Origin of the sequence: Propionispora sp. 2/2-37 (genome assembly GCF_001298735.1) — a bacterium.
In the GTDB taxonomy this organism is placed as follows: domain Bacteria; phylum Bacillota; class Negativicutes; order Propionisporales; family Propionisporaceae; genus Propionispora.
The window spans coordinates 1-25,404 of record NZ_CYSP01000001.1 but is presented as its reverse complement, the minus strand read 5'-3'; the positions used below and the strand labels follow the sequence as shown (position 1 = coordinate 25,404).

General features: G+C 44.2%; 23 protein-coding genes. 4 read left to right on the top strand and 19 right to left on the bottom strand.

Annotation, left to right across the window (positions count from 1 at the left end; genetic code table 11):
* Window positions 1–180: 180 nt before the first annotated feature.
* The 5 genes from lonB to P22_RS20340 form a co-directional block, all read right to left on the bottom strand.
* Window positions 181–1,869, bottom strand: coding sequence for an ATP-dependent protease LonB (gene lonB / locus P22_RS00120; protein WP_054258176.1), 1,689 nt, complete (start codon window positions 1,867–1,869; stop codon window positions 181–183).
* 110 nt (window positions 1,870–1,979) lie between these two features.
* Window positions 1,980–3,242, bottom strand: coding sequence for an ATP-dependent Clp protease ATP-binding subunit ClpX (clpX, locus tag P22_RS00115; RefSeq protein WP_054258175.1), 1,263 nt, complete (start codon window positions 3,240–3,242; stop codon window positions 1,980–1,982).
* A 23-nt stretch (window positions 3,243–3,265) separates the two neighbouring features.
* Entirely contained in the window at window positions 3,266–3,859 is a 594-nt protein-coding gene (clpP, locus tag P22_RS00110) for an ATP-dependent Clp endopeptidase proteolytic subunit ClpP (RefSeq protein ID WP_054258174.1), read from the bottom strand.
* Between the two features lie 78 nt (window positions 3,860–3,937).
* The gene (gene tig, locus P22_RS00105; RefSeq protein ID WP_054258173.1) at window positions 3,938–5,227 is read right to left on the bottom strand and encodes a trigger factor; all 1,290 of its coding nucleotides are present in this window, start codon (window positions 5,225–5,227) and stop codon (window positions 3,938–3,940) included.
* Between the two features lie 566 nt (window positions 5,228–5,793).
* The gene (locus P22_RS20340) at window positions 5,794–5,994 is read right to left on the bottom strand and encodes a hypothetical protein (RefSeq protein ID WP_172675789.1); all 201 of its coding nucleotides are present in this window, start codon (window positions 5,992–5,994) and stop codon (window positions 5,794–5,796) included.
* Between the two features lie 180 nt (window positions 5,995–6,174).
* On the opposite strand from P22_RS20340, the gene P22_RS00095 reads away from it, so the two are divergent.
* Both P22_RS00095 and P22_RS00090 read left to right on the top strand, forming a co-directional pair.
* Window positions 6,175–7,434 (top strand): radical SAM/SPASM domain-containing protein, encoded by a 1,260-nt coding sequence (locus P22_RS00095; RefSeq protein ID WP_054258171.1) that lies wholly within the window; start codon window positions 6,175–6,177, stop codon window positions 7,432–7,434.
* Between the two features lie 286 nt (window positions 7,435–7,720).
* Entirely contained in the window at window positions 7,721–9,565 is a 1,845-nt protein-coding gene (locus tag P22_RS00090) for an APC family permease (protein WP_054258170.1), read from the top strand.
* A gap of 73 nt (window positions 9,566–9,638) precedes the next feature.
* On the opposite strand, the gene P22_RS00085 is transcribed toward P22_RS00090, so the two are convergent.
* On the bottom strand, window positions 9,639–9,815 hold the full coding sequence (locus P22_RS00085) for a hypothetical protein (protein ID WP_235814500.1): 177 nt from the start codon (window positions 9,813–9,815) through the stop codon (window positions 9,639–9,641).
* A 254-nt stretch (window positions 9,816–10,069) separates the two neighbouring features.
* On the opposite strand from P22_RS00085, the gene P22_RS00080 reads away from it, so the two are divergent.
* Window positions 10,070–10,909: a GTP pyrophosphokinase gene (locus P22_RS00080; protein ID WP_054258168.1), complete on the top strand. Its 840-nt coding sequence runs from the start codon at window positions 10,070–10,072 to the stop codon at window positions 10,907–10,909.
* Between the two features lie 52 nt (window positions 10,910–10,961).
* Here P22_RS00080 and P22_RS00075 read toward each other — a convergent pair whose 3' ends face one another.
* The 9 genes from P22_RS00075 to P22_RS00035 form a co-directional block, all read right to left on the bottom strand.
* Window positions 10,962–12,245, bottom strand: a complete 1,284-nt coding sequence (locus tag P22_RS00075; RefSeq protein WP_054258167.1) for a sensor histidine kinase — start codon at window positions 12,243–12,245, stop codon at window positions 10,962–10,964.
* Window positions 12,235–12,912: a response regulator transcription factor gene (locus P22_RS00070; protein ID WP_054258166.1), complete on the bottom strand. Its 678-nt coding sequence runs from the start codon at window positions 12,910–12,912 to the stop codon at window positions 12,235–12,237. The genes P22_RS00075 and P22_RS00070 overlap by 11 nt, the downstream gene beginning before the upstream one ends.
* Window positions 12,913–12,951: 39 nt before the next feature.
* On the bottom strand, window positions 12,952–14,598 hold the full coding sequence (locus tag P22_RS00065) for an ArnT family glycosyltransferase (RefSeq protein WP_054258165.1): 1,647 nt from the start codon (window positions 14,596–14,598) through the stop codon (window positions 12,952–12,954).
* A gap of 18 nt (window positions 14,599–14,616) precedes the next feature.
* Window positions 14,617–16,164, bottom strand: coding sequence for an ArnT family glycosyltransferase (locus P22_RS00060; RefSeq protein ID WP_054258164.1), 1,548 nt, complete (start codon window positions 16,162–16,164; stop codon window positions 14,617–14,619).
* A 55-nt stretch (window positions 16,165–16,219) separates the two neighbouring features.
* Window positions 16,220–17,131: an NAD-dependent epimerase/dehydratase family protein gene (locus P22_RS00055; RefSeq protein WP_054258163.1), complete on the bottom strand. Its 912-nt coding sequence runs from the start codon at window positions 17,129–17,131 to the stop codon at window positions 16,220–16,222.
* A 20-nt stretch (window positions 17,132–17,151) separates the two neighbouring features.
* Entirely contained in the window at window positions 17,152–18,147 is a 996-nt protein-coding gene (locus P22_RS00050) for a glycosyltransferase family 2 protein (protein ID WP_054258162.1), read from the bottom strand.
* Window positions 18,148–18,213: 66 nt separating this feature from the next.
* Complete coding sequence (locus P22_RS00045; protein ID WP_054258161.1) at window positions 18,214–19,071, bottom strand: ChbG/HpnK family deacetylase; 858 nt, start codon at window positions 19,069–19,071, stop codon at window positions 18,214–18,216.
* A gap of 235 nt (window positions 19,072–19,306) precedes the next feature.
* On the bottom strand, window positions 19,307–20,776 hold the full coding sequence (locus P22_RS00040; RefSeq protein WP_054258160.1) for a protein adenylyltransferase SelO: 1,470 nt from the start codon (window positions 20,774–20,776) through the stop codon (window positions 19,307–19,309).
* A gap of 326 nt (window positions 20,777–21,102) precedes the next feature.
* Window positions 21,103–21,360: a hypothetical protein gene (locus P22_RS00035; protein ID WP_054258159.1), complete on the bottom strand. Its 258-nt coding sequence runs from the start codon at window positions 21,358–21,360 to the stop codon at window positions 21,103–21,105.
* A gap of 343 nt (window positions 21,361–21,703) precedes the next feature.
* On the opposite strand from P22_RS00035, the gene P22_RS00030 reads away from it, so the two are divergent.
* Window positions 21,704–22,207, top strand: a complete 504-nt coding sequence (locus P22_RS00030) for a Crp/Fnr family transcriptional regulator (protein WP_216598008.1) — start codon at window positions 21,704–21,706, stop codon at window positions 22,205–22,207.
* Between the two features lie 123 nt (window positions 22,208–22,330).
* Here the strand turns inward: P22_RS00030 and P22_RS19990 are convergent, their stop codons facing one another.
* From P22_RS19990 to P22_RS00005, 4 genes are all read right to left on the bottom strand, one after another.
* Window positions 22,331–22,489, bottom strand: coding sequence for an anion permease (locus P22_RS19990; RefSeq protein WP_082378354.1), 159 nt, complete (start codon window positions 22,487–22,489; stop codon window positions 22,331–22,333).
* 456 nt (window positions 22,490–22,945) lie between these two features.
* The gene (locus tag P22_RS00015) at window positions 22,946–23,716 is read right to left on the bottom strand and encodes a recombinase family protein (protein ID WP_054258156.1); all 771 of its coding nucleotides are present in this window, start codon (window positions 23,714–23,716) and stop codon (window positions 22,946–22,948) included.
* Between the two features lie 197 nt (window positions 23,717–23,913).
* The gene (locus tag P22_RS00010; protein ID WP_054258155.1) at window positions 23,914–24,564 is read right to left on the bottom strand and encodes a hypothetical protein; all 651 of its coding nucleotides are present in this window, start codon (window positions 24,562–24,564) and stop codon (window positions 23,914–23,916) included.
* A complete protein-coding gene (locus P22_RS00005; RefSeq protein ID WP_054258154.1) occupies window positions 24,536–24,943 on the bottom strand; it encodes a hypothetical protein in 408 nt (135 codons plus the stop codon). The genes P22_RS00010 and P22_RS00005 overlap by 29 nt, the downstream gene beginning before the upstream one ends.
* Window positions 24,944–25,404: the final 461 nt, after the last annotated feature.

The following is a 25,404-nucleotide window of genomic DNA, read 5'->3' as shown; positions in this document are numbered from 1 at the left end:
TTTGTCGTACTAAATAGAATACTGTTACGTTATCACAAACACTAATTTCTTGCAATGTTATTTTCGACACCCGGATTTATAAATATTCTCGTAGCCTCGATAAAAATCCTTTTAAATCTGCCAATAAATACATAAAAACCGGCCCCCAACAGGCTGGGAACCAGTTTTCTGTTAATTACCTTAATTAAAGGATACCCGTGCTGCGGATAAAAGCTCCGGCTGCGGAGCAACAACCTCGGCAGGAGCAGCTTCCGGAGCCTTGCACAAGGCCTGCTGCAGTACCTCTTCAATCGTTTCAACAGCAGTTACCTCTATATCTAAATCAGCATAGCATTCCTGCCAGTTTTCTTTGGGAATAAGTACACGGCTGGCACCTGATTGTTTAGCTGCAAAAATTTTTGCGCTTACACCACCTACCGGCTTTACAAAACCGCGGATAGACAGTTCGCCGGTCAACGCGATCATATTGTTAACCGGCACCTTGTAAACGGCTGAATAAATCGCCGTAGCTACCGAAATACCGGCAGACGGGCCATCGACAGGAACACCACCGGGAAAATTGATATGAATATCGTATTTTGTAAAATCAATATCATACTTGATTGCCAGGACGGTAACTACATTATCCAAGGATTCTTTCGCCATGCTCTTTCTGCGTATAGTACGCCCCTGACCGCCAATTTCCTCTTCATCAACCACACCGGTAACTGTCATTTTTCCCTTGCCATGGGAAGCGGGCACCGCAGAAACCTCCAGTTCCATAATAGTACCGATATTAGCCCCATAAACTGCCAGGCCATTGACATAACCAATTTGTGGTTCAGCAGGAATTGTACGGTCAGGGCGGGGACTATACTGTCCAAAATTGATGACCCATTCCACATTAGCCGCCGATATGCTTTTATTCCCTTCGTTCAGCGCTACACCTGCCGCGATTTGAATAATATTGACCGCATCCCGTCCATTCAGCGCATAATTTTTAATAACGGAAATCGCTTTATCTTCTATGGGAAAGCCTACTTTTTTAGCGGCATTTTGTGCAATCAAGCCAATCTCAGCAGCAAACAACGGGCGAAAAAAAATTTCTACACACCTTGATCGAATGGCCGGTGGAATATCCTGGGCCGTTCTTGTCGTTGCACCCACTAACCTGAAATCGGCCGGCAGTCCCTTCTGAAATATATCATGAATATGGCTGGGAATATTCGTGTCTTCACTATTGTAATAGGAACTTTCAAATAAAACCTTACGGTCTTCCAAAACCTTTAATAATTTGTTCATTTGTATGGGATGTAATTCACCAATTTCATCAATAAACAACATGCCGCCATGCGCTTTGGTAACCGCCCCGGCTTTCGGCTGCGGAATACCGGCTACACCAAGCGGCCCGGCCCCCTGGTAAATCGGGTCATGCACTGTTCCGATGAGTGGATCGGCAATTCCTCGTTCATCGAAACGGGCAGTAGTCGCATCCAGTTCAATAAACTTGGCACTCTGTTTAAAGGGAGAAAATGGATTACGCTTGGCCTCTTCCAATACCAGCCTCGCCGCCGCAGTTTTGCCAATACCCGGCGGTCCATAAATCAACACATGTTGCGGATTAGGGCCGCACAGAGCCGCCCTCAGGGCCTTTAAGCCCTCCTCCTGTCCGATAATCTCGGCAAAAGAGGCTGGACGGGTTTTCTCGGCCAACGGTTCCGTTAATGATATTTCCCGCATTTTTTGTAATTTGTCAATTTCCTTTTTTGACTCCCTTTCAACCGCCACACGGTTACCCTGCTGGGATTTCAGGAGATTCCAAAAATACATGCCGATAACCATTGCGAAAAAAAACTGAATGACAGTAATAATATTTACTGCATAATCCACTTAGATGCCAACCTCCTTCCGCAGCCTTTTAATATTGTTGTTAGTATAGGCAGTATCCATTATTTTATCCCGGAAAAAGGTGGACAAAAAATAGAGGAGATGATTCTCCTCTATGCAGATTCTTCCTTTTTTTTCGACTTGCGTTCGCTCGTTACCAATATTGGTTCTTCCTTGCTTACTACTACTTCTTTAGTTACCGTGCACTTCGTGACATCTGTTCGGGACGGTACTTCGTACATTACATTGCGCATAATTGCTTCAATAATTGCTCTGAGACCACGCGCCCCGGTATTGCGCTTTAACGCCTCAGCAGCAATGGAACGCAGTGCGTCTTCTTTAAATTCCAACTGCACATTGTCCATTTCCAAGAACTTCTGATACTGTTTTACCAAAGCATTTTTAGGTTCGAGCAAAATGCGTATCAGCGCTTCTTCGTCAAGAGCATCCAGGGTTACAATAACCGGCAATCGACCGACAAACTCTGGAATAAGGCCAAACCGTAGCAAGTCTTCCGGTAAAATGTTTCGCAAAATCTCACCCAGTTGCTTCTTATCCTTACTTGCCACCTCTGCCCCGAATCCCATGGTTTTCTTACCAGTGCGCGCACTAATAATTTTATCAATGCCATCAAATGCGCCACCACAAATAAATAGAATGTTGGTTGTGTCAATTTGAATAAACTCTTGGTGTGGATGCTTGCGTCCTCCCTGTGGTGGAACACTGGCTACAGTGCCTTCTAAAATTTTCAACAAAGCCTGCTGGACACCTTCACCGGAAACATCTCTGGTAATCGATGGGTTTTCAGATTTACGGGCAATTTTATCAATCTCATCAATATACACAATACCCTTTTCCGCTTTTTCCACATCATAATCAGCAGCCTGGATAAGTTTTAAAAGAATATTTTCAACATCTTCCCCCACATAACCTGCTTCTGTTAACGATGTAGCATCAGCAATTGCAAAAGGAACATTCAAAATCTTGGCTAACGTTTGAGCCAGTAAAGTCTTGCCGCTACCGGTAGGTCCCAGCATGACAATATTGGACTTTTGCAGTTCCACCTCATCTAATTTGGAGCCAAGATTGACTCGCTTATAATGGTTATATACCGCAACCGACAGCGATTTTTTCGCCTCATCCTGACCAATTACATACTGATCCAGGATATCCTTTATCTGCTTTGGTTTAGGAATATCGCGCAGTTCCAGTTCCACATCATCGCTTAATTCTTCCTCGATGATTTCATTACACAATTCAATGCACTCGTCGCAAATATATACGCCCGGTCCTGCAACCAGTTTCTTTACCTGCTCTTGCAATTTACCACAAAAAGAGCATTTTAATTGACTTTTGTCATCCCCAAACTTTAACATTCTATCACCTCTCTATTTGGGACCTACTTGCGCCTAGCCTCCCGTGTAATAACGGAATCAATAATGCCATACGCTTTCGCTTGCTCACTGGACATGAAAAAATCACGCTCAGTATCCTGCTCGATTTTTTCCAGTGGCTGGCCGGTATGGTTTACCAAAATTCCATTTAGTGTCTCCCGCAAGCGGAGAATCTCACGTGCATGAATTTCAATATCGGTTGCCTGCCCTTGCGCACCACCCAGGGGTTGATGAATCATAATACGGGCGTAAGGCAATGCAAAACGCTTTCCCTTTGCACCGGCAGTAAGGAGCAATGCCCCCATACTAGCTGCCGAGCCCAGGCAAATAGTAGAAACATCCGGTTTGATATACTGCATGGTATCATAAATCGCCAACCCTGCAGTCACTACACCGCCAGGACTATTTATATACAAATGAATGTCTTTATCCGGGTCTTCCGACTCCAAAAACAGCAGCTGTGCAATAATCAAATCAGCTACATGATCATCGATAGGCCCACCCAGAAAAATAATACGGTCCTTTAGCAAACGGGAATAAATGTCATAGGCCCGTTCACCACGATTGGATTGTTCTACGACAATAGGTACAAAACTCATAACCAACACCTCGATTTACGATAGAGTATAAACAATAAGACTAAATTTAATTCACGCCAAAAGCTCTAACGTAAAGCACTATGCTTTAACCGCACTGTCAATAATTATGTTGGCAGCCTTTTTCCGTAAAATTGAACCGGCCAAAGCATCCAGCCTGCCCTGTTCGCGGATAATCTTAGCCACTTCTTTCGGAGTGGCCTGGTATGCCTGCGCCATAGCGGCAATTTCCCCGTCAATCTCTTCCTTGGTAACGCTCAGACCTTCCGCTTTGGCAACGGCCTCCAGCAATAAATCCGTTTTCACGTTAACAGCCGCTGACTCACGATAATTCTGCCTTAGGGTGTCCATATCCATTTTTACATATTCCAAATATTTATCCAGCTGCATGCCACGGTTTTGAAGATTTATATCCAACTCTCCCACCATATTGTCAATACGGTCTTCAATCATAACTTCGGGGACTTCCGCACTGGCATTATCAACGGCAGCTTTTACGGCCGCATTCTTAAAATCATTCTCTGCTTTTTCCCGGGCAGCCTTTTCTAACTTATTCTGTATGTCGGTCTTTAATTCCTCCAAGTTTTCAAACTCACTTACATCTTTTGCAAACTCATCATCCAACTCAGGCAATTCTTTGCGTTTAACATCCTGTATAGTGACTTTAAATACAGCCGGTTTTCCTGCCAAGTCACTCACATGATAATCCTCCGGAAAAGATACGTTGACATCGCGTGTTTCTCCCGCCTTGGCACCTAGCAACTGCTCTTCAAAACCGGGAATAAAGCTGCCCGACCCAATTTCCAGCGGGTAAGCTTTACCCGATCCGCCTTTAAACGGAACATCATCAATAAAACCTTCAAAATCAATGATTGCAAAATCGCCATTGGCAATTTCAGCATCTTCAACCACAACCATTTTAGCATGACGGCTGCGCAGTGCTTCCAGTTGATTATTAACTTGTTCATCCGTAACTTCCACTGCCGGCTGCTCAATGCTTAGATTCTTATATTCCCCCAGTAAAATTTCCGGTTTTTTCGTAACAGTCGCCTTAAAAACCAGCGGCTGGTCCTCCTGTAATGTCACAACGTCAATTTTCGGACGGCTAACCGGTTCTATTTTCTGTTCATCAAGCGCTTTAAGATAATACTGGGGTGCTAAAATTTCAAAAGCCTCATCAAGCAAAGCCTGCTTTCCAATACGTTTTTCCAGCATGGCACGGGGAATTTTCCCTTTACGAAAGCCCGGAATGTTAACTTGATTAGCTATTTTATGATACGCCTTATCAAGAGCTTTTGATACTTCAGGTTGTGGTACTTCCATTTCCAAAACAACATTATGTTGGTCTATTGTTTCCATAGTTACTTTCATTATATATTATATCCTCCCTATGTAATTTTCGGACATTGCCATCTGGTAAGAATAGTATTACCACTTCTAATACAAAACCAACCCTAGCATGCCATTAGATTTTATCATATCATAATTATATAATAAAGACAAGATATGCACAAATCCCCAGCAGTACACTGCTGGGGACTATTCAGTATGATCCGAACGAAAAAACTCGCAGTTCCCCGCCTTAGCGGCGAGTCTCTAACGTCGAGCTATTTCCCGTAAAGGTAATGCCAAACTACAATATTCTTAATTATAATGTTGGCCGGTATATTTGTCAACATAAATGCAACCGCCTCACCTTTCTGCCAGGGGAAGCATATTATGTAGCAGAGTGCCTATTGCTCAATAAACCAGGAAGGAGATATCCATATGGTAACCAAAGACAAATACCAAAGTCCGAAATGGGCAGAACCGGAATTAACAGACTGGGATCAAGAATGGGATATGGAAGACCGCCCTGCTGATGAAGAGATAGATGATGAAGAGATAGATGATGACGCTGACCGTCCGATTGGCTGCTATCCAACGAGTACCCCCTGTTATCCGCGCCCCTGCGCTCCTCGTCCCTGTTCTCCCACAAGCAACTGTTTTCCCAGACCTTGTTTTCCGCGTCCCTGCTTTCCCACAAGCAACTGTTTTCCTAGACCTTGTTTTCCACGTCCTTGCTTTCCCACAAGCAATTGTTTTCCCAGACCTTGTTTTCCGCGTCCTTGCTTTCCCACAAGCAATTGTTTTCCCAAACCTTGCTATCCGCGTCCCTGCCGGCCTAGGCCTTGTTATCCGTATAGCTGCCGCCCCCGCTGATGGCAAAAAATAGCAGGCGTTGACTTCCAACCAACGCCTGCTATGATAGCTGCCTGCCTACAGAAGTCCCACTTAGTTTATTGACTATAAGAATATATGTAAAGGAGATCATGATCATGTACTATCTCTTGCATCCTCATTGCAAACTAGTAGAAGGTGCCACCCGCGGAGCTATTTACGATCTTTATACACACAAAGTATATTCGATTAACGCTTCTGCCCTTGCTTTTCTAAAAGACTGCAGGGAAACTCCGCTGGAAGAACTCATTGATGTCAATGCACAGCCAAAAACTTCCTGGGGAAATTTCATAGATGAATTGAGCAATAAACAGTTGGGCACTTTTTCCCCTGAGAGACGACTTGCAGAAATTCCTCCCCCAGCAATAGAAGAACCCACTGCATTAGACTTTATATGGTTAGAAATTACCGATGCCTGTAATAACCGGTGCTTACATTGTTATACCGAGAGTTGTCCCGAGCGCCATTCGGCAAAAGTAACACATTCCGAATGGCTCAGCCTCATCAGCCAGGCTCGCCGGCTGGGCGGCAGAGCACTACAGCTCATTGGCGGAGAACCCCTGCTTTACGACCGCTGGCGCGATTTAGTCATAAAAGCCGTTGCTGAAAATTATGAGTTTATCGAGATTTTTACCAATGCCACCCTTATTGACGATGCCTGTATTGAATTTTTCAAACAATATCGGGTTCATATTGCTACCACCATCTATGCCGACAATGCCGAAATCCATGATCAAGTAACCGCTAATCCCGGAAGTTTTGCGCTAACAATGACTGCCATTGAAAAATTACGCAAGGCAAACATCCCCCTCCGCATTGCTTCTATTCTCATGAAAATCAACGAAGATCAATTCCATCCCATTATGAAATTGTGTGCCAAGCTGGGCGTAGAGGTGAATCCACCCGATATTATTCGTCCAACCGGCAGAGGCCAAAATAAAGAACTGTTACCGGTAAATCATTTTACCGCACCGATTACCCCTCCTTTTTATACCGATCCACAAACTTTTTTCAGCGCCCAGAAAAACAACCCCTGTCTCATGGGCAAACTAGCTATTACTTCCACTGGCGATGTCCTTCCTTGTATTTTTGCACGAAACCGAACTTGCGGCAATATATTAGAATCCTCTCTGGAAGATATTCTCCTGGAAAAGATGTTGCAGCAAAGTTGGCATACTACTAAAGACTGCTTAGAAAAATGCCGCGACTGCGAATATCGTTATGCCTGTTCTGACTGCCGTCCTCTGGCTCAGTCGCTGGATAGCCGCAATAACTGGTATGCCGCTACCTATCAATGTTCCTACGACCCTTATTCAGGGCTTTGGCAAAATCCTACTGAACAACATGGTCACACATAATCAAGTAAATCTTTGAGCGTCTATACTGCACCTGTTTTAAAATCTTTAAAAACGGCTAAAAACAGCGTAATCTTATAAAATAAGACGAAATATTAAGGCTTTATTCAAATTCTCCTTTGCCAAAGCACGTCAATCATCTAAATCAGGCTAAACCGGACTTTCTTTATACTAACAATAAGTTATAATGGAAGCTATGATTTTATAGTAACAGCGGTTTTTTGGCAGAAAACGCATATACTACTATGTAGAAAACGCACATACTACTATTTGGAGGTAACCTTGTTCCATGATGAGACTGCTCAGACGCCTGCTTATCGGCAGACCATTGCACAATCAGGAAATGATTCACGAAAAACTCACAAAAAAGAAGGCATTAGCCATTTTTTCTTCGGATGCGCTCTCATCGGTAGCGTATGGTCCGGAACAGATCATGATCATCTTAGCGGCCTCGCAAGTTATGGCCTATGGCTATCTAGGGCCGGTAGCCATTGCCATTCTCATCCTGCTGGCTGTAGTCACCATTTCCTATGTCCAGGTCGGCAGGGCAAACCCCGGCGGCGGTGGCTCTTATTCGGTTGCCATCAAAAATCTTGGTGAATTACCGGCTTTAACGGCAGCTGCAGCCTTATTTGCCGACTATACACTGACAGTGGCGGTTAGCGTTTCCGCCGGCACGGCAGCGCTGATATCGGCCTTTCCTGATTTGCTTCCTTTCGAAGTAACGATTGATCTTGCTATTTTATTTGGTATTTTGATGTTGATTAATTTACGTGGTGTACGGGAATCATCCACCGCTTTTGTATTTCCTACATATTGTTTTATATTCGGTATTCTGACTTTATTGCTTTCGGGATTCTATCAGGCATTAACCCAGCAGGCCCCTGTAATTCCCCCCGAATCCCTCACCCGGCAGTGGGACTGGACAATGGCTTTTCTCATTTTACGAGCTTTTGCCAACGGCTGTAGTTCAATGACCGGTATAGAGGCAATTTCCAACGGAGTCCCCATGTTTAAAGAGCCGGAAGTGCGCAATGCAACCATTACAACCGTGTGGATGTCGGGCATTTTAGGGTTTATGTTTATCGGTATTTCTTTTTTGATCATGCACTTTCATATTCTTCCTTTAGAAGGAGTAACCGCACTGTCACAATTAACCGAGGATGTCTTTGGACGCAACTGGTTGTATTACTACATCCAAATCACTACTATGGCCATTCTTTATTTAGCAGCCAACACTTCGTTTAACGGCTTGCCGCCCCTGCTCTCCATCCTGGCCCGTGATGGATATATGCCGCGCTACCTAGGCGTCCGGGGTGAACGGCTGAATTTTTCTAATGGTATCATATTGCTCAGTGTCGTTGCAGGTTTACTGATCATTGCCTTTAACGGCGATACCGAACACCTGATTTCACTTTATGCCATTGGTGTATTCTTGTCATTTACCATTGCCCAAACCGGTATGGTTATTCACTGGCATCGCGAACACGACAATTACTGGTTACTGCGTGCGAGTATCAATGCTATCGGTGCTGCTGTAACCGGAGTCGTTGTTCTGATTATCGGGATAACCAAATTTTTCTATGGCGCATGGCTGGTGCTGTTTTTCATTCCTATCATGATTAGCCTATTCAAAAAAATCCACTCTCATTACGATGACATGGCAGAACAGCTGCATCTTCCTATGGAAGAATTAAATCCGGCCATTGCCGCTAAAATTTTTGCCGGTAAAAATCTGGTTATCGTGCCTATTGCCAGTCCCACCAGCGTGGTTGCCCATACCCTGAAATACGCAAAATCCATTAGTGATGAAGTCATTGCCTTGCATATTGCAACCGATGAAGAGGCCGGAAACAGAGTCCAAGAAAAATGGAAATGCTGGAATCCCGGCATTCAACTTGTTACCTTATATTCTCCTTACCGTTTGGTAATACAACCATTAATTGATTATGTCGGAGAACTGGCTGAAAAGAAGGCGCCTAATGACTATATCACCGTGTTAATACCGGAATTTGAAACAAAAAAATGGTGGCACCGCCTGTTGCACAATCAGACCGGCTGGATTTTACGTACTTTATTAATTTTAAAAGAAAATGTTATTGTTACTACCATTCCTTTCCATTTAAAGAAATAATCAAAAACAAGCATCCCGGCTGTTCGTGGTAAACAGCCGGGATGCTTGCATCTAAGTCAAGCCGAAAAACAGTTTATTTGTGTATGGCCGCCACTTCCGTATCGATGACCCAACCAATAAGCGTACTGGGAATTATAATACTTCTCCAGCTAAGTATACTGTTAATCTGCCGGATTGCCTCCTCCCTTTTCTGGCTGTTGGACATGTTGTCGGCGAATGCATCCAATTCAAAAATAATATCACGAATCATTGCTTTCCATCTTCCATTGGGAAGTTTGGCAAACAGTACAAATAACAGCATTGCCAGAAGATTGATTACGGCAAACGAATCGGATATGTTTTGACCATAGTTACGGCTACCTGGCACCTAAAAAATAGTCGGGCAATCTTATTAAACCAACTTCAGGCTAATCAATTGTCGGGCTTGTCATTAAAAAGTCATAAATTGGTACTATCATAATAGGTGTCGCTATCATACGGACCTTTCAAGGAGGTAACACAACGATGAAAATTCTCGACTTATATAAAAAAAATCAGTCGTTATACCTTGATTTCACTAATAAAATTCAGGAGTTTATCACCGCTCTTTTATTGCAGAGCAACATTCGTGTTCATGCTATCGTATCACGCATCAAAGGTGAAGCTAGCCTGGAAAACAAACTGCGCATAAAAAACTATACCAATCTGGAAGATATCACTGATTTATGTGGTTTGCGCATCATCACATACTTTGAAGATGATGTCGATAAAATTGCCGATATTCTCAGGCAGACAAACTCGCTGGCTATTGACGATTTACATTCGGTAGATAAAAGAAATCTGTTGCCGGCTAATCAATTCGGCTATTCCTCTTTGCATCTGGTAGCTACTCTGGGAAACAAAGAACTGAAGGTACCGGCCTATCAAAGATTTAAAAACTGCAAAATCGAAATTCAGATTTGCTCCATTTTGCAACATGCCTGGGCTGAAATTGAGCATGATCTGGGCTATAAATCTGCCACCGAACTTTCCTACGAAACACGCCGCAGATTTTCCCGGCTGGCCGGATTACTGGAAACAGCCGATATTGAATTTCGCGAACTCCGCAGCCAATTACAGCCATTGCCGGCTAAAGTACCTGATCCCGGCCTGGCAACCATGTCCGTATTCCGCCTGCCACAGAAAAGAACCAACCATCCGGAACTTCTTTTGCCATTACTGTCGCCTGCAAAAGAAATACCCGGTTATACCCTGGCGCTTATGAGCATCCTCTTGGCCATAGTAATCAGCCATTTTGCTCCTGCTCTGCATCTTATTTCCCCGCTTATAGCGGCTCTAAAAACCAAAGCATTCCTTTTTTCTTAATAAAGGAATGCTTTAATACTACATCAATATCAGGATTTATACATAGAAGAAATTATTTTGGAATCGTCACAATAAATGAACTTCCCGTTCCCGGAGAACTTTCTACGCTTATTGTCCCTCCATGACTTTCTACTATCCATTTTGCAATTGCCAGACCAAGACCAACACCGCCTTCTGCTCTTGATCTGGCTTTATCCACTCTATAAAAACGCTCAAATATGAGTTCTTTCTGCTCCTCGGGAATACCTACACCGGTATCTGTTACCATAATAGAAAAACCGGATTTTTTCAATGCGACTATTTTTACCGACACTTTTGCTGTACTGGCGGAGGGTGTATATTTAATCGCATTATCAATCAAAATCAATAACAGTTGACCAATCCTTTCTTTATCCGCAAAAGCCGGTACCATTGCTTGTCCCAGCAGTTCTATCGCTATTCCTTTTTCGTCAGCAATCAGCTGGCACGAACGGACAACCTGTTCCGCCACTGCGTATAAATTGAATTTTTCTTTACTGATATTTACCGCTTCATCATCGGCCCGCGCTAACGTCAGCAAGGCAGTAACCATCTTGGACATTCTCTTTATCTCACTTTTCATATCAGCAAGTGTTTGTGCCGAAAAAATTGTTAACCGGTTGCCATCATCCATCTGTACGGCATCAACAGAAGTAAGCATTATACTGAGAGGAGTACGCAGTTCATGCGATGCATCCGCAGCAAACTCACGCTGCCTTAAAAATGACTGCCTTATAGGGACAATCGCCTTCCCCGCCAAAAAATGTCCTAAATATGCGGCACCAAAGAGAAATAGTATAGCCACTATGACAAGCACGATCAGCATCAGCTTCAGCATTTTATAATAGGATGTGATATCTTCGCCTACATAAACCCTGCCCATAACCTCTTGTCCATCATAAACATGCTGGCTACACATAACAAAGACTACCTTTTCCCCATTAGAAAGATGTACTTGCATGACTTCGCCCACGCCGTCGGGCATGGTCCATTTTCCAACTGCCGTTTCAACAGCAGAACGTATCTGCGAAGATGGCAGATCAGCCATTACTAAACGTCCCTGATTGTCATAAACATAGGAGAATAGCTTTCCGCCCGAATTATCATGAGGTTCGTCTTTCGGTACCGCTTTTATCTGCTTCAATATATCCACATGTTCCCGGGCCTCTTCTTCGGCAAAAGCCCGTATTTCCTGTTGTTCTTCATGTTGAAGCAGCCAGAGAATCCCTGAATAGCTTACAATAATAAAAGACAAAAGGAGAACGGACATTACCATAATATATTGTACCGTTAAACGGTTACGGATTTTAGCAAACATCATGCTCCTCCAGTTTAAATCCAATCCCCCTGATATTTTGGATCTCTATGCCGGCCTGGCTAGGGATTTTTTTTCGCAAAAGCCGGATAAAGGCATCTAAATTATTGGAAGATATTTCTTCCCATCCCCATATTCTGTCCAGAATCACCTCTCTGGGCACAACTTTCCCCCGGTTTTGTGCAAGCAGCTCCAATAGCTGGAACTCCCGGGAACTCAGTTGAAATTCCCTCCCCCGCCACTTTATGTTGCGTGAAGAACAATTTAGCACCAATTCCCCGACCTGTACTATTTCCTCTTTCAGTTTAATATTGCTTCGTCTCGACAGCGCCCGGATTCTAGCCAACAGTTCGGAGAATTCAAAAGGCTTCACAAGATAGTCATCCGCACCGGTATCTAAACCCAAGACCCGGTCACTAACCGCGTCTCTGGCGGTCAGCATCAGGATGGCTCCCTGATAGTGATGCTTCCGGAGACGGTCACAGACAGAAATACCGGTCTCACCTGGCATCATCCAGTCTAACACAATGACATCATAGGCAGAATACAGTGCATAGTCGATAGCGTCATCTCCGCGTATTACCCAGTCAACCTGCATTGCTTCTTTTCCCAATAAATGCTTTAGTAAATTACCAAGTTTACTATCATCTTCTGCAAGTAATATCCGCATGCCAAAAGCCTCCCCGGGCTGATCATTACACCCATCCAATTAAAAAGAATAGTAACTATAACCCCCAACAGCTTTTATCAATTTAGGGTTAGCCGATTTAGGCTCTTTAACAAACCGGCTGACTGCTTCATCCGGGACTACTATCCAGGTTTGCCCCCTGTCTTCAGCCATAAATTCGCTCAGGGTTTGGACAGGCATTGTATATTTCCTGTCCCAGCTTAACATTCCAGATTGTTCCGGTTTTGCTGCAGCACCCGGCTCAAGTTTTACCGCTATATTATTACTATAATATACGGATGACGTGCTGTAAAACCGGTATAACCCAATCCGTGAACCGTGAATATCCGGAATCTCCTTGGCAATATCCTTCCCTGACCGGCTGTCGGCTATCTTCGGAAATACAAATATGGATAGTATGATTAAAAATACTACCTGACAAAAACAAAACAGCTCAAAAATCTGCTTCGCATTTTTCCCCCTGACCTGTCGCCAGATAAATAATACCACTAGCAACAAACAAGTCAAGGTCAATACAAGCTCCGGGCGTAAATACCATACGGCTAAAGCAACATAAGCAGCGGTTAGCACTCCTAGAGGGATTCCTGTCCAATAAATCACTACTTTCGTCTGTTCTTCTGCAAATACCTGCTTGAGATAAAGCGCGCTTACTATACTTGCCGGAAAAAGCATCGGAAATATATAGGTTACATATTTGGTTGCCATTAGTGAATAAAAAGTAAAATAAGCCAAGTTCCAGATTATACAAAACCGGTTTACCGAAAAATCTTTCGACGGTAATGCCTTAACTCCTTTTAGCATCGCCTTTATAGTTATCGCCGACCAGGGAAGCATACTAACTAAGAATACCACAACATAGTAATAGTACACATTGTCCCTGGGATGTTCCGAAACGGTGGCCCGGAGATAATTGTGTACCCCGAAGAAAGTATTCAGAAAATCACTCCCATGCACAACATACATGGCCCCATACCACGGCAGGGTAATCACCGCAAAAAGTAAAACGCCGACCGGTATCGACATATTTTTAAGTTCACTCCAATGATGCTGTACCCCAATAAATACTATCACGACAAAACATGGCAGAAGCAACCCGACCGGACCTTTGGTTAACACGGCCAACGCCAAACTGACATACATGCCCAAATACCACCGTTTCGCCTGATGCCTGCCGGTGTAACCCAGATAAAAACAGGCTAACGCCATACTGTTGAAAAGGGAAAAAACCATATCCGTAATAATTAGTTTTGCCAGTACAACATACTCCAATGAGGTTCCCATAATCATTGTTGCTATGAAGGCGGTTGAACTGTCCGTTATTTTAGCAGTAAAACAATATATCAGAACCAAGCCTGCTGCGGCAAAAAGCGCCGGCACCAGGCGGGCGGCCAGATCGCAAAAACCAAACAATGTAAAGGAAAGCGCGGTAAGCCAATAGAAAAACACCGGCTTGTCGTACCAGGCATGGCCATAGATTTGCGGCGACAACCAGTTAGCAGTCGTTACCATCTCTTTCGCTGTCAGCGCATAATTCGACTCAACCGGGTCAGTGATAGGCAAATGATGACTGAACAGAAGATACAAAAAAAATGAAACCCAAAATATCCCCCAAGTGGCACTGAAAATACGAATTCGAGGTTTTGCAACCCCCGCTACATCATTCACCATATTCCCTCCAAGCTTAGGTTAATCAGCAGTGTGAATAAATAATATTCTATCTTCTTGCAAAGCTTTGATTTGAACCTTGTCTTTTATTTCCTGAGGGATCTTTTCAAAATGAGCTTTCTTCATGATAACATAAGCTGTTTCATTCTTATCGACGATGCTCTTTACATCCCCGGAATCGAACTCAATGCTCGGAACTCCGCTGTAAAACATAAAACCGGGTCGGTAAAACTTGGCAACATATACCGTTCCCTGCCCGTTATAATACTGTTTAAATACTCCGACAAACTTCTTCATAGAAACAGCGGGAGCAACAACAGGCAGCGCCTGGGTCATAAAAACGGTCGTAAAAGCCAGCATGCCTATCGTATACGCCGTCACAACAGCGCGGAAATTCCGCCGCCAGCTATAAAAGAACACAATAACCGCCATTAGAAAAAGAACCCCTGTAATCATCTTGACCGGGGCTATTAATCTTGCTGTTACTGCGGTTCCGCCATAAAACAGGGCGGCAGCCAGAATTGCCACTGCTGCACCAAAAAGTATGGCAGTTCCTTTTAAAGCTCCATAACGTTTTTGTTCCCACACCTTATCCAGGTAGTAACCCACCAAAAGTGCCAACGGAGGAAACATGGGTAAGATATAGGAAATCAACTTTGTCTGGGAAAGAGAGAAAAACAGAAACACCGCACTTGCCCATAGAGCCAGAAAAATGCAGGCATTGCGCTTCTCCCCTTTTTCCTTAACCCCTTCTGTAAATGCCTGGGCTAAAAAAGCTGTCCAGGGGAAAAAGCCAATGAGGAGTACAGGAATATAAAAATACCATATTTTCCCTGAAACATGTTCTGGCTGCAGGAAGCGTGTCACATTATGAAAGCCCAGAAACGTATCGATGAAAGCCATTCCGTGCTGCCAATACATAGCCAGATACCACGGTAAAGCAATAACTGAGAAAAGAACAGTTCCGCGAACCAGCTTCATATTCTTAAGAGTCATCCAATTGCTTGTAATTAGCAAATATATTCCTACTATTACACCGCAGAAAAAAAGACCAACCGGTCCCTTGGTTACAACGGATAAGGCGGCAAACACATAAAATGCGTAGTAATTCCGGTGAAAAAATGAAAGCAGTGCCGTTGTCAAAAAGAAGGTTAGCGTCATATCAGTAACAGCCGCGTTACCTAAATAGAAATATTCCAAACTGGTTGCCAGGACTAACGCTGATAGCAAGCCGCCACGTTCACTGAACATCCTGCGTCCTGCCAGATAGACGGCAATGGCCCCCCCTACTGCAAATAAAGCGGACGGAAAGCGGGCGGCAAACTCCCCGACACCAAAAATCTTAAACGCCCCGGCTACGAGCCAGTAATACATCGGCGGCTTATCATACCAAAATTCTCCATAAATACGCGGCGAAATAATATCATGAAACGTAAACATCTCCTTGGCTGTTTCAGCATATACCGGTTCATCAGGGTCCAACAAGGGCTGCGTCCCCAGATAAGAAAACATCAGGATTCCGGCAACACACACAATCATTGCAAGATGGAGCCAGGTTCTTTTATTCATCACGCTGAATATCCTTTCTTATCTAATTCGCCTTCCAAACGGCGGTATTTTGTATTTAATTTTGAGCCTTCAGTGTTAGGGACAGACCTTCCGCCAGGGTATAGTTCGGGCACCAGCCAAGCTTGCTGCCTGCCGCCTGATTGCTTAATACCGAACGCCTTATATCGTTTTGCCGCTCCGCAGTGTAAATAGCCTGCGGCGTCTGCTCTGTAATCCGGGCCATGTTCCGGATAAGTTCATTCACACTTGTTTCGATTGCCGTGCTGATATTTACGCTGCAATTGATTGCCTCTTTAAACAAAGCCTCATAATTGGCAGCGGCCACGTCCCTGACATACACATAATCCCGTGTCTGACAACCATCGCCGTAGACCGTAAGCGGCTCACCGGCTGACAGCTTCTTGGAAAAAATGCTGATAACGCCACCCTCGCCACTGTCTGCCTGACGCTCCCCATAAACGTTGGCATACCGTAAGGCAACATACTCGAGACCAAAGTTTTCATAATATTTTTCCAAATACTTCTCCCCGGTCAGCTTGCTTTCCCCATAGAACGACTTAGGATGGGTCCTGCAGTCTTCGGTGAGCGGAAGCACAGCAGTATCTCCATACACAGCCGCACTGGAGGCAAAAACTATTTTTTTTACTCCCGATACCCTGCTCGCTTCCAAAACATTAACCATGCCGAGCACATTGACATCACAATCATAGTAGGGGTTAGCCAGTGACCGGGATACTGTCGTTTGTGCCGCCTGATGAACAACATAATCAAACCGTTCCCGGATGAATAACTCGGTAACATCCCGGTCACGGATATCTTTTTTCAGGAATACCGCTCCAGGATTGATATTACGCATTGCTCCCGTAGACAAATTATCCAAAATATATACCTGGATATTGTCCTCCAGCAGCCTGTCCACTATATGCGATCCAATAAAACCGGCTCCTCCGGTTACAAGTACTTTCATCTACATACCCCTCTCCAGCTTTAAACTTGTTTTAACTTTACCTGGTTTTCGTGTTTATCCGGCCAGGAAGCAGGCACTTCCATATAGTTTCGTAAGTCAGCCCGCACCCAGTACAACGGGCGCTGTTTAACTTCTTCAAAAATGCGGCCGATATATTCGCCGATAATGCCAATCCCCGCCAGTTGCAAACCTCCCAGCAGCAATATGCTTGCTGTAATCGTCGCCCACCCGGGAACAGCTTCGGTTGTAAATAACTTAGTGTAGACAACATCCAGCGTCAGCAGAAAGCTCATAAGGCTTAAAAGTATTCCCAGATAAAATGCAAACCGTAACGGTATTTTGGAAAAAGACGTAATACCGTCAAGCGCAAACATGATCATCTTCTTTAGAGAAAATTTGGATTTTCCGGCATGCCGTGGGGCCGCAACAAATTCAACGTAGGTCTGCCGGTAGCCTAAATCACTGATGATCCCCCGGATAAACCGGGCTCTTTCTTTAAAGCATTGAAAAGTTGCAACGACTTTTTTATCCATCAGCCGGAAATCTGATCCGCCTTCCACAATATGCGTATTCGTATTTGCCAGAGCATTAATCAGGCGATAAAACGTACGCGAAGTAGATTGCTTGAACCAGGAAACGCCTTCGGTATCTAGCCGTATAGTTTGAACAACATCAAATCCTTCTTCCCACTTACGCAACAGAACCGGCAGCATTTCAGGCGGATGCTGCATATCACCATCCATGGTAATGACCGCATCTCCTTGGGCATAGTCCATGCCACAGGTTAACGCCACCTGATGGCCAAAATTGCGAGCCAGTAAAACCGCTCTGACTCTGCCGTCCTGGTGAGTCAGTTGTTCGAGCAACTGGGCCGTGGCATCGGTAGAACCATCATCCACAAAAATCAATTCAAAAGGATATCCCGTAGGTTCCGTATATTTGCGTATTTTTTGGTAAAAAAACCGTACATTTTCCTGTTCATTATAGACAGGGACGACTATTGAAATATGTTTCATACTAGCTCTCCTTTCTACTGCTTCCAGAACGGCCTTACGACGCTACCTGATCTTTGCAAACGTTAGTTACTGCAATTTTTCTAACTCTCCAAAATGAATCAGCTTGATTTTCTCTTTTTGCAGCAAATCCGCAATCTTCTTGCTCTTCAAAGCCGTCATCTCTTCCTGCCAATGATATCCCCAGGGAAACAGTTGTCTCAAAGCCTCCGTATTTTTACCGGGATGTACCATAATCTCGGATACCCCGTCCGGAAGGTTTTCAATCACATATTGTAAAGCCGGCGGCAACATAGTTCCCCCGGCAAGCATGCCGAAAAAATGCTGCGGAGCACTAAATGAACCTTTTTTATACTTCCGGCGCGCCAGCCATGAACATCCGGTGAGAGCTGCCCTGGCAACAAAACGGCTCATACGAAATGGCCCTGCCCCCAAAAAGTTTATCGGTTCTGCAGGTATTCTTACCTTGTTCACCTTAAATTCTTTTGCTATCTTTCCAACAACTTCGGTTATCCCCGGCAGAACATGAAGATGCTGGTGGCTGTCAACATGTGTAATCCGGATTCCTCTGCCGGCCACTTTTTGCAGTTGGCACCGAAGTTCATACTCTATGTGAGTTTTGGATATTTTCCCGCCTATATATCTGGCAATAAATTGGCCGTAGTTTGGAAAAAACAAGCCCTCCGGAGTAAGCAGGGTATGAATATCGCCCCTCGCGACAGGGCTTGCCCCGCCCACCAGGGTAAGATGAACTCCAACTCCCAGTCCCGGATGTTGTTCAGCCATTTGGGCTGCCTGCTCAAAGGCTTCCCCATTTGCCATGATCGACGTACTGGTAATACAGCCTGCCGTATGGCCCTCTATTATGCCTTCATTGATGAGTTCATGCAGCCCAAAATCGTCGGCATTAATGATAAGTTGCTTCATAACTTCACCTGTTTACTGCTAAAATATCGTTCCGGGATAAGTATACCGGGTGATTCTGAAAATAAAATGAAAAGGTTTTGCTGAAAATAACAAAAGCGGTTTCGCCTTTGGCAGCATTGCTGTGCCAAAGGCGAAACCGCTTTTGCTAAGATACAGATATTACATACGGACAGGAGAACAGCCTAAACCATTAAGCTAACATCAAAGATACCGGTCGACCCTAAATACCAATGCTTCAAGTACCGCAAAAGGTTCTGTAAGGGCGTGTTGAACCTTCAGGCAGTGTAGAGTAAGCAGCTTGTTCAGGTAAATGCGCATATGGCTGGGAGAGAGCAGCAAGGAAACGGTGCATCACACTGTAATCAGCTTGTTTTACCGCTGCCTCCAGTGCAGCTTCCACCCGGTGGTTGCGGGGAATGAGTGCAGGATTGTTATGCTGCATCAACTGTTGCGGCGAGACTTCCGATTTTTGCTGCCTGCTTAACCTTGCCTGCCACAGCTTGTACCATTCGGCAAATTCCGTAGTACCAAACAGAGCTATATCTTCCAGCTCATCAAAGGTCAGTGCAAGGAAGGTATTGGTATAGTCCGCCTGGTGTTTCTCCATCATTTTAAGTAGGCTTTCAATGAGCGCTTCATCTTGTGCCTCTTCGTTACCTATCCCTAATTTTCTTCTCATTCCAGCAAGCCAATGCTCATGATATGAATCCGCAAAGCCGGCAACCGCATCCTGAGCCAGTTTGACAGCCTGTTCCTGATCGTCATGCAGCAACGGCAATAAGGTTTCGGCAAATCGCGCCAGATTCCACCCGGCCATATACGGCTGATTGCCATAGGCATACCGGCCGTGTATGTCAATGGAACTGAATACCGTTGCCGGATTATAGGTATCCATAAAGGCACAAGGACCATAATCAATGGTTTCCCCGCTAAGAGCCATGTTATCGGTATTCATGACCCCATGAATAAAACCAACCAGCTGCCATTTAGCAATCAACACGGCCTGACGCCTGATTACCTCCTTAAGCAGTGAAAGATATCGATTTTCGTCTACTTGAATATTGGGAAAATGACGCTCTAGTGTATAGTCTGCCAAAATCCGTAAATCCTCTATAGTACCCCATTGAGCGGCGAATTGAAAGGTACCGACCCGCAGGTGACTGGCAGCCACCCGGGTTAGAATGGCTCCCTGCTGTTCACTTTCGCGAATTACCGATTCACCGGTAGTTACGACCGCCAGGCTGCGGGTACTGGGAATCCCCAGCCCAGCCATGGCTTCGCTGATAATGTATTCGCGCAGCATCGGCCCAAGCGCCGCCCGGCCGTCGCCCTGACGGGAATATGGCGTCCGGCCTGCTCCTTTAAGCTGAATATCAAACCGTTCACCTTGGGGAGTAATCTGTTCACCAAGTAATAAAGCCCGGCCATCCCCTAACATCGTAAAATGCCCAAACTGATGCCCCGCGTAGGCCTGGGCAAGCGGGCAAGCGCCTGCTGGAATCCGGTTCCCCGCCAGGACAGCTACGCCATCCTGGCTTTGCAGTTCCTGCACATCCAATCCAAGGGCTGTTGCCAAAGGCTGATTAAAGGCGATTAGTGCCGGTGAAGCTACAGGGGTTGGGTTAAGGCTGCTAAAAAGCGATTCCGGCAGACGGGCATAGCTGTTGTCTAAATTCCATCCGGCTGCTCTTATTTCTTTTGTCATGGCCTCCCGTTCTCCTTTTTCTTTTTATCTACTATAACTATTTTAGTGTCTGCTTCTGGCCATTTATTATGCCTTCAAAATGGAATTCCTTTTAAATAGGCCTGATGTAATGATTTTATAATCCCGGCAAGCCCGTGAACTTCCTGCCCGTCTTACTATCGCAACCGGCAGGCTTACGAGGTGCAGGTACACGTCTCAGTGGCTGCTCATGGAGCCATCTAGTAGCGCGCTGTATACCGGCGGCTTCCTCCCTTTTGTTCGCCTTAAAGGAGTAGGGAGTGGTTTCCCTGCAAATCTATATTTAGCGCTCATAATCAAGAGATTACTTAAACCATACTGCTTAATTCTGTTTTCAGGTACTCCAAGGTTTCTGTCCGGGCTTCCGCTGCCTGTTCATCATACAGCAGTTGCTCCATAAACTCCCAAATATCTTCCAGCTTGCGTCTGACTTTATAGAATTGCATGGTGTCAGAATTGATGATAAAGCTGCTGTGGGTTTCACAATAAATTTCCAGTAGCCGTCTAAAATACGGAGCCTCAGCTAACATTACCAGATCGGCTTCAGGTGGTGCCAGCTTCAGCAAGCAAAGAAGATGTTCCGGCTTTATGTGGACTGCCCGTCAAAACAACGATTTTCACTTTTACTCTCCTTTCGACGTATCAGGATATTATAGACATATCCTTTACGCGCTTTGTGAAACTCTGATAAAATAATTTTGGTAAGTTGTTAATGTTTGTGCGTTAAGGGGGGCGCAATTTTATGCTTACGCCAAGCTATTTTTTTATAAATGACTTCAAACAGTTTTATGAATATTTTCTATCTCAGCCGCATATAAAGAAGTCTTTCAAAAAAGGCGACTATTTATGGGAGCCGAATAAACCGTTCGAAAAATCCATTACATTATTTCTGGCGTTGCTCAAAACTATGTGGAGCATGAAAACGGCCATAGGAAAATTCTTTCTTTCCACGGAAGCGGAACGGTTTTTCCCGGCTATCATGAGCAGGATTATAAAATTGAAAGCACCCTCATTACCGTTACACTGTCTGACATGGAAGTGCTGGAGTTTACCAAAGCGGAGTTTCGCCGCATGTTCCAGCAAAACCCACAGCTAAGTGCGCAGGTTATTGATTGGTTTTCCAAAGATGTAAATCTATTGATCTACGAAACGGCACATCAGGAGTACAATAACTCGTTTATTAAGTTATGTAATTTGCTATATCTGCTTTTGGTGAACGAGACCGGAAAACAAAATCACCTCAATTGTATAACACAAGACGCCATTGCAGATATTCTCGGAATCAGCCGAGTTAATCTAACAAGAGGGCTTGCTCGCCTTCGAAAGGAAAACATCATTATAACAAAGCGAAAACAGATTGAAGTCATTGATCCATCAGCACTGGAAAAGTATTGCTCATTAGAAACGCTTTGATGGATAATGGAAGGGGAAATTTTTTTAGCTCCATATTTCACCTACATTTTGTATTCTATAAAAACTGTTAGATTTTATAGAATACAAATGATACAAACAGGCAGCACAGCCTGTTTGTATTTTTTACCAAAATCCAATAATTTTCCACCAGACTCCGCCAATACCAAGCCAAATAATAAGATTAATGACGGGAACCGTAAAGCCTTGCCGCCACCAGACATTTTGCTCGACATATCCCGAACCAAAGAAAATCGGGGGGCTGGGTCTGCGGCACCTGGCCATTGTTGTCTGCCCATCATTTCGTGTATTTGCATATTTTCGTGTAAGGGTGCCGACACCCCCTAAATAAAAATTCGCCTAAACCAAGTCTAGGCGAACATATTGCGTATATAATAAATTTTTATCAAACTCGCAAACCCTTCTTATACATCAAGCCTACTTCCGCTCTATCAACGCGACGCACTCCACGTGAAATTATTAGGCTTTTTCACACTTTTGAAAAGCATGGCAAAAACGCTCTATTTGCCTAGGTTCGGAGTCCATCTATCATTTCGGCCTATTACTTTCAATTAGGCTATTTTGCAATTTCACTTCTTTGAACTGTATTTTTTGCTTTTTCTCCGGTTACCGTTTTCGCCCGTTGCAACATTGCTCCGATGCTGTTTTTCAATCTGTACCGCTTGAAATGTTTCCTTGGATATAATAATCGGATTATTATCCCGCGCCAGATAGTGTGCATCATGTTCCCATATCCAGCAGCCGGACATTTCCCGTGTATTTTTCATTACCAAGCATTACATCAATCGTCCGCTTGCACCACTTGTCTTTCCCGGTAGGTGACTTGATTCCCAAACGTTCCAATTCGGATACAATACCGATCACGCTCTTGCCCTGCAGATACAAATCAAAAATCATTTTCACAATTTTTTCTTCTGATTTTTCGATAATAAGACTGCCATCACTGGCATTCGTATAACCATAACACTTCCTGTTATACAGTTTTGATGTGCCACTTGCAGCGCACTGCTTGATACCCCATTTAATATTATCGCTGCGTGATTCATTTTCAGCTTGTGCGATAGATTCAACAATCGAAATCATAAGGCTACTATCTATGTTGGCGGTATCCAGTTCTTCCTGCTCAAATATGACACGAACGCCAAGAAGTTTTAACTGTTGCAAAGCATCGAGAATTTCTACCGTATCCCTGCCAAATCTACTGATGCTTTTTGTAAAGATGATTTCCAAATCATGCGATTGGCAGTCCTGCAGCATCCGGGAAAACTCTTTCCGTGAAGAACCAGTTTTGCTTGATGCAATGTCCATATATACATCTACCAGCAACCATTTTTTATTAGCGGCTGCGACTCTTGTCAGGTGTGATACTTGGGCAGTAAGACTTTGCAATTGTTCAGCGCTGTTTGTGCTGACCCTGGCATAAATGCCCACGTGCTGTTCTCGTTTCGAAGGCTTTGCAGGTATGTATTCTATTTTTTTACTCTCTGACACATTGAACCTCCCAGTTTTCATGTTACCTTCAAGTAATAATTGCTAATTCATCCCAACAGATTCCTTCGAGGTATTCATCTCCCGTGTCACTGCAAATATTTTTTAGATATGATTGCTTCCTAAGTGTCCTTTGTAATTACCTCCAAATTAATAATGGCATCTCCCCAAATAGGTAGATGCCATTATTTTATAAGAACTTAATCAAATAAACTTTTTATCCCTTTATACAAGATGCCAACGCCCACACCAACTGCCACTACTGGAGCTGCCGCCACAGCAGCTGCTCCTACAGCTGCTCCTGCCACCGCGGTAGCGGCCACACCTGACGCAACGGCTCCCCCAATGGCAGTTCCTGCAGTAGCTGCTACAGCAGCGCCACCAACAGCACTTCCTATAGTACCGACAGCTCCAACAGCACCAGTTGCAGCGCCAGCAGCCCCCAATACCGCACCACCTACTGTAGTTCCAGCAACTGCTGAGCCAGCACTACTTACAGCTGCAATGGCAGTCGCTCCTGCGGATGTACCTGCAATAGCACTTCCTGCAGCCCCAACTGCATATCCAGCCCCATAACTTATTGCGGTATCTTTCGCAACATCAACCGCAGCGTCACTAACCTCTTTATCACCTTTTACAACATCTACAAGATTAGTACCAATACTAATTCCTGCACCATATAATGCACCAGTTTTTCCAGCCTTTAAGCCGGCATTATGTGCAGAAGCCACCTTAGGTACTATAGTTGCACTCTTTGCACCAGTAATCTTAGTTTCAATTTGCATTGCGTTAGCCAATGACTTTGCTTCTTGATTAGTGATACTACCTTCGACCACTTTTACGCCATGCATTTTTCCTTCTTGCCAACTGTTTAAAGTATGGATTTCCCTTATCAACTACAACAGTTTGCCCCTTATATTTAGCAAAATCTATTTGCCCAGGTTTATACCCAACTTTCATTTGCTGTAAATACTTATGGCCATTTTTTCCAGTATAAATCAAATCAGCAGGACCATTATTATTAACAACAATAGTGTTTTTCCCGGCAGCAGTTCCTTCAGCAGCTTGCATTTCCTCTGCTACGAATCCCTTAAATCCTTTTTCTCCGCCCCGCATAGCGTTTAAATTTGATAAGTTATCTCCCATTTTACCCATACTCTCGATAGCCGTTGCATTATCCGCAACGGCTTTTACAGTCGACGTTTTTACTGTTTTGGAATCTTTAGCCATTAAGTTCACCTCCAAATTATTTTAATTATTGATAATAAATTTTCCTATAAAAATTCTGGAAAATTTAGAGGTTTCCTGCTAAAATCACAAAATTTTGAGACAGAAGTCGAATAGTTGACAAATAGGGAACGTCCCGTGTGCCATGAAGCGCACGGAGTATAGCTGGTGGAAATCCCGTCTGGGATGGATTAGCCAGCCACCCAGTTGTTGCAACATTTTCTTCGAGGTATTCATCTCCTGCGTCACAGCAAATATTTCTTTAAAAAGCAACTAAGGCTAATCCTCATGTTCGTATTTCTACGAAATGTTGATTAGCCTATCACTTGATATGTTGTTTAACTCAACTATATACGTATGCAGAAACATACTGAAAATACAATATATTGTGTTGGTTTTTAGCTACTTACACGCTATTTTGTGTTGTCTTTCCTTTGCAGGAGTGTGACTGTCTCAACGTGAAA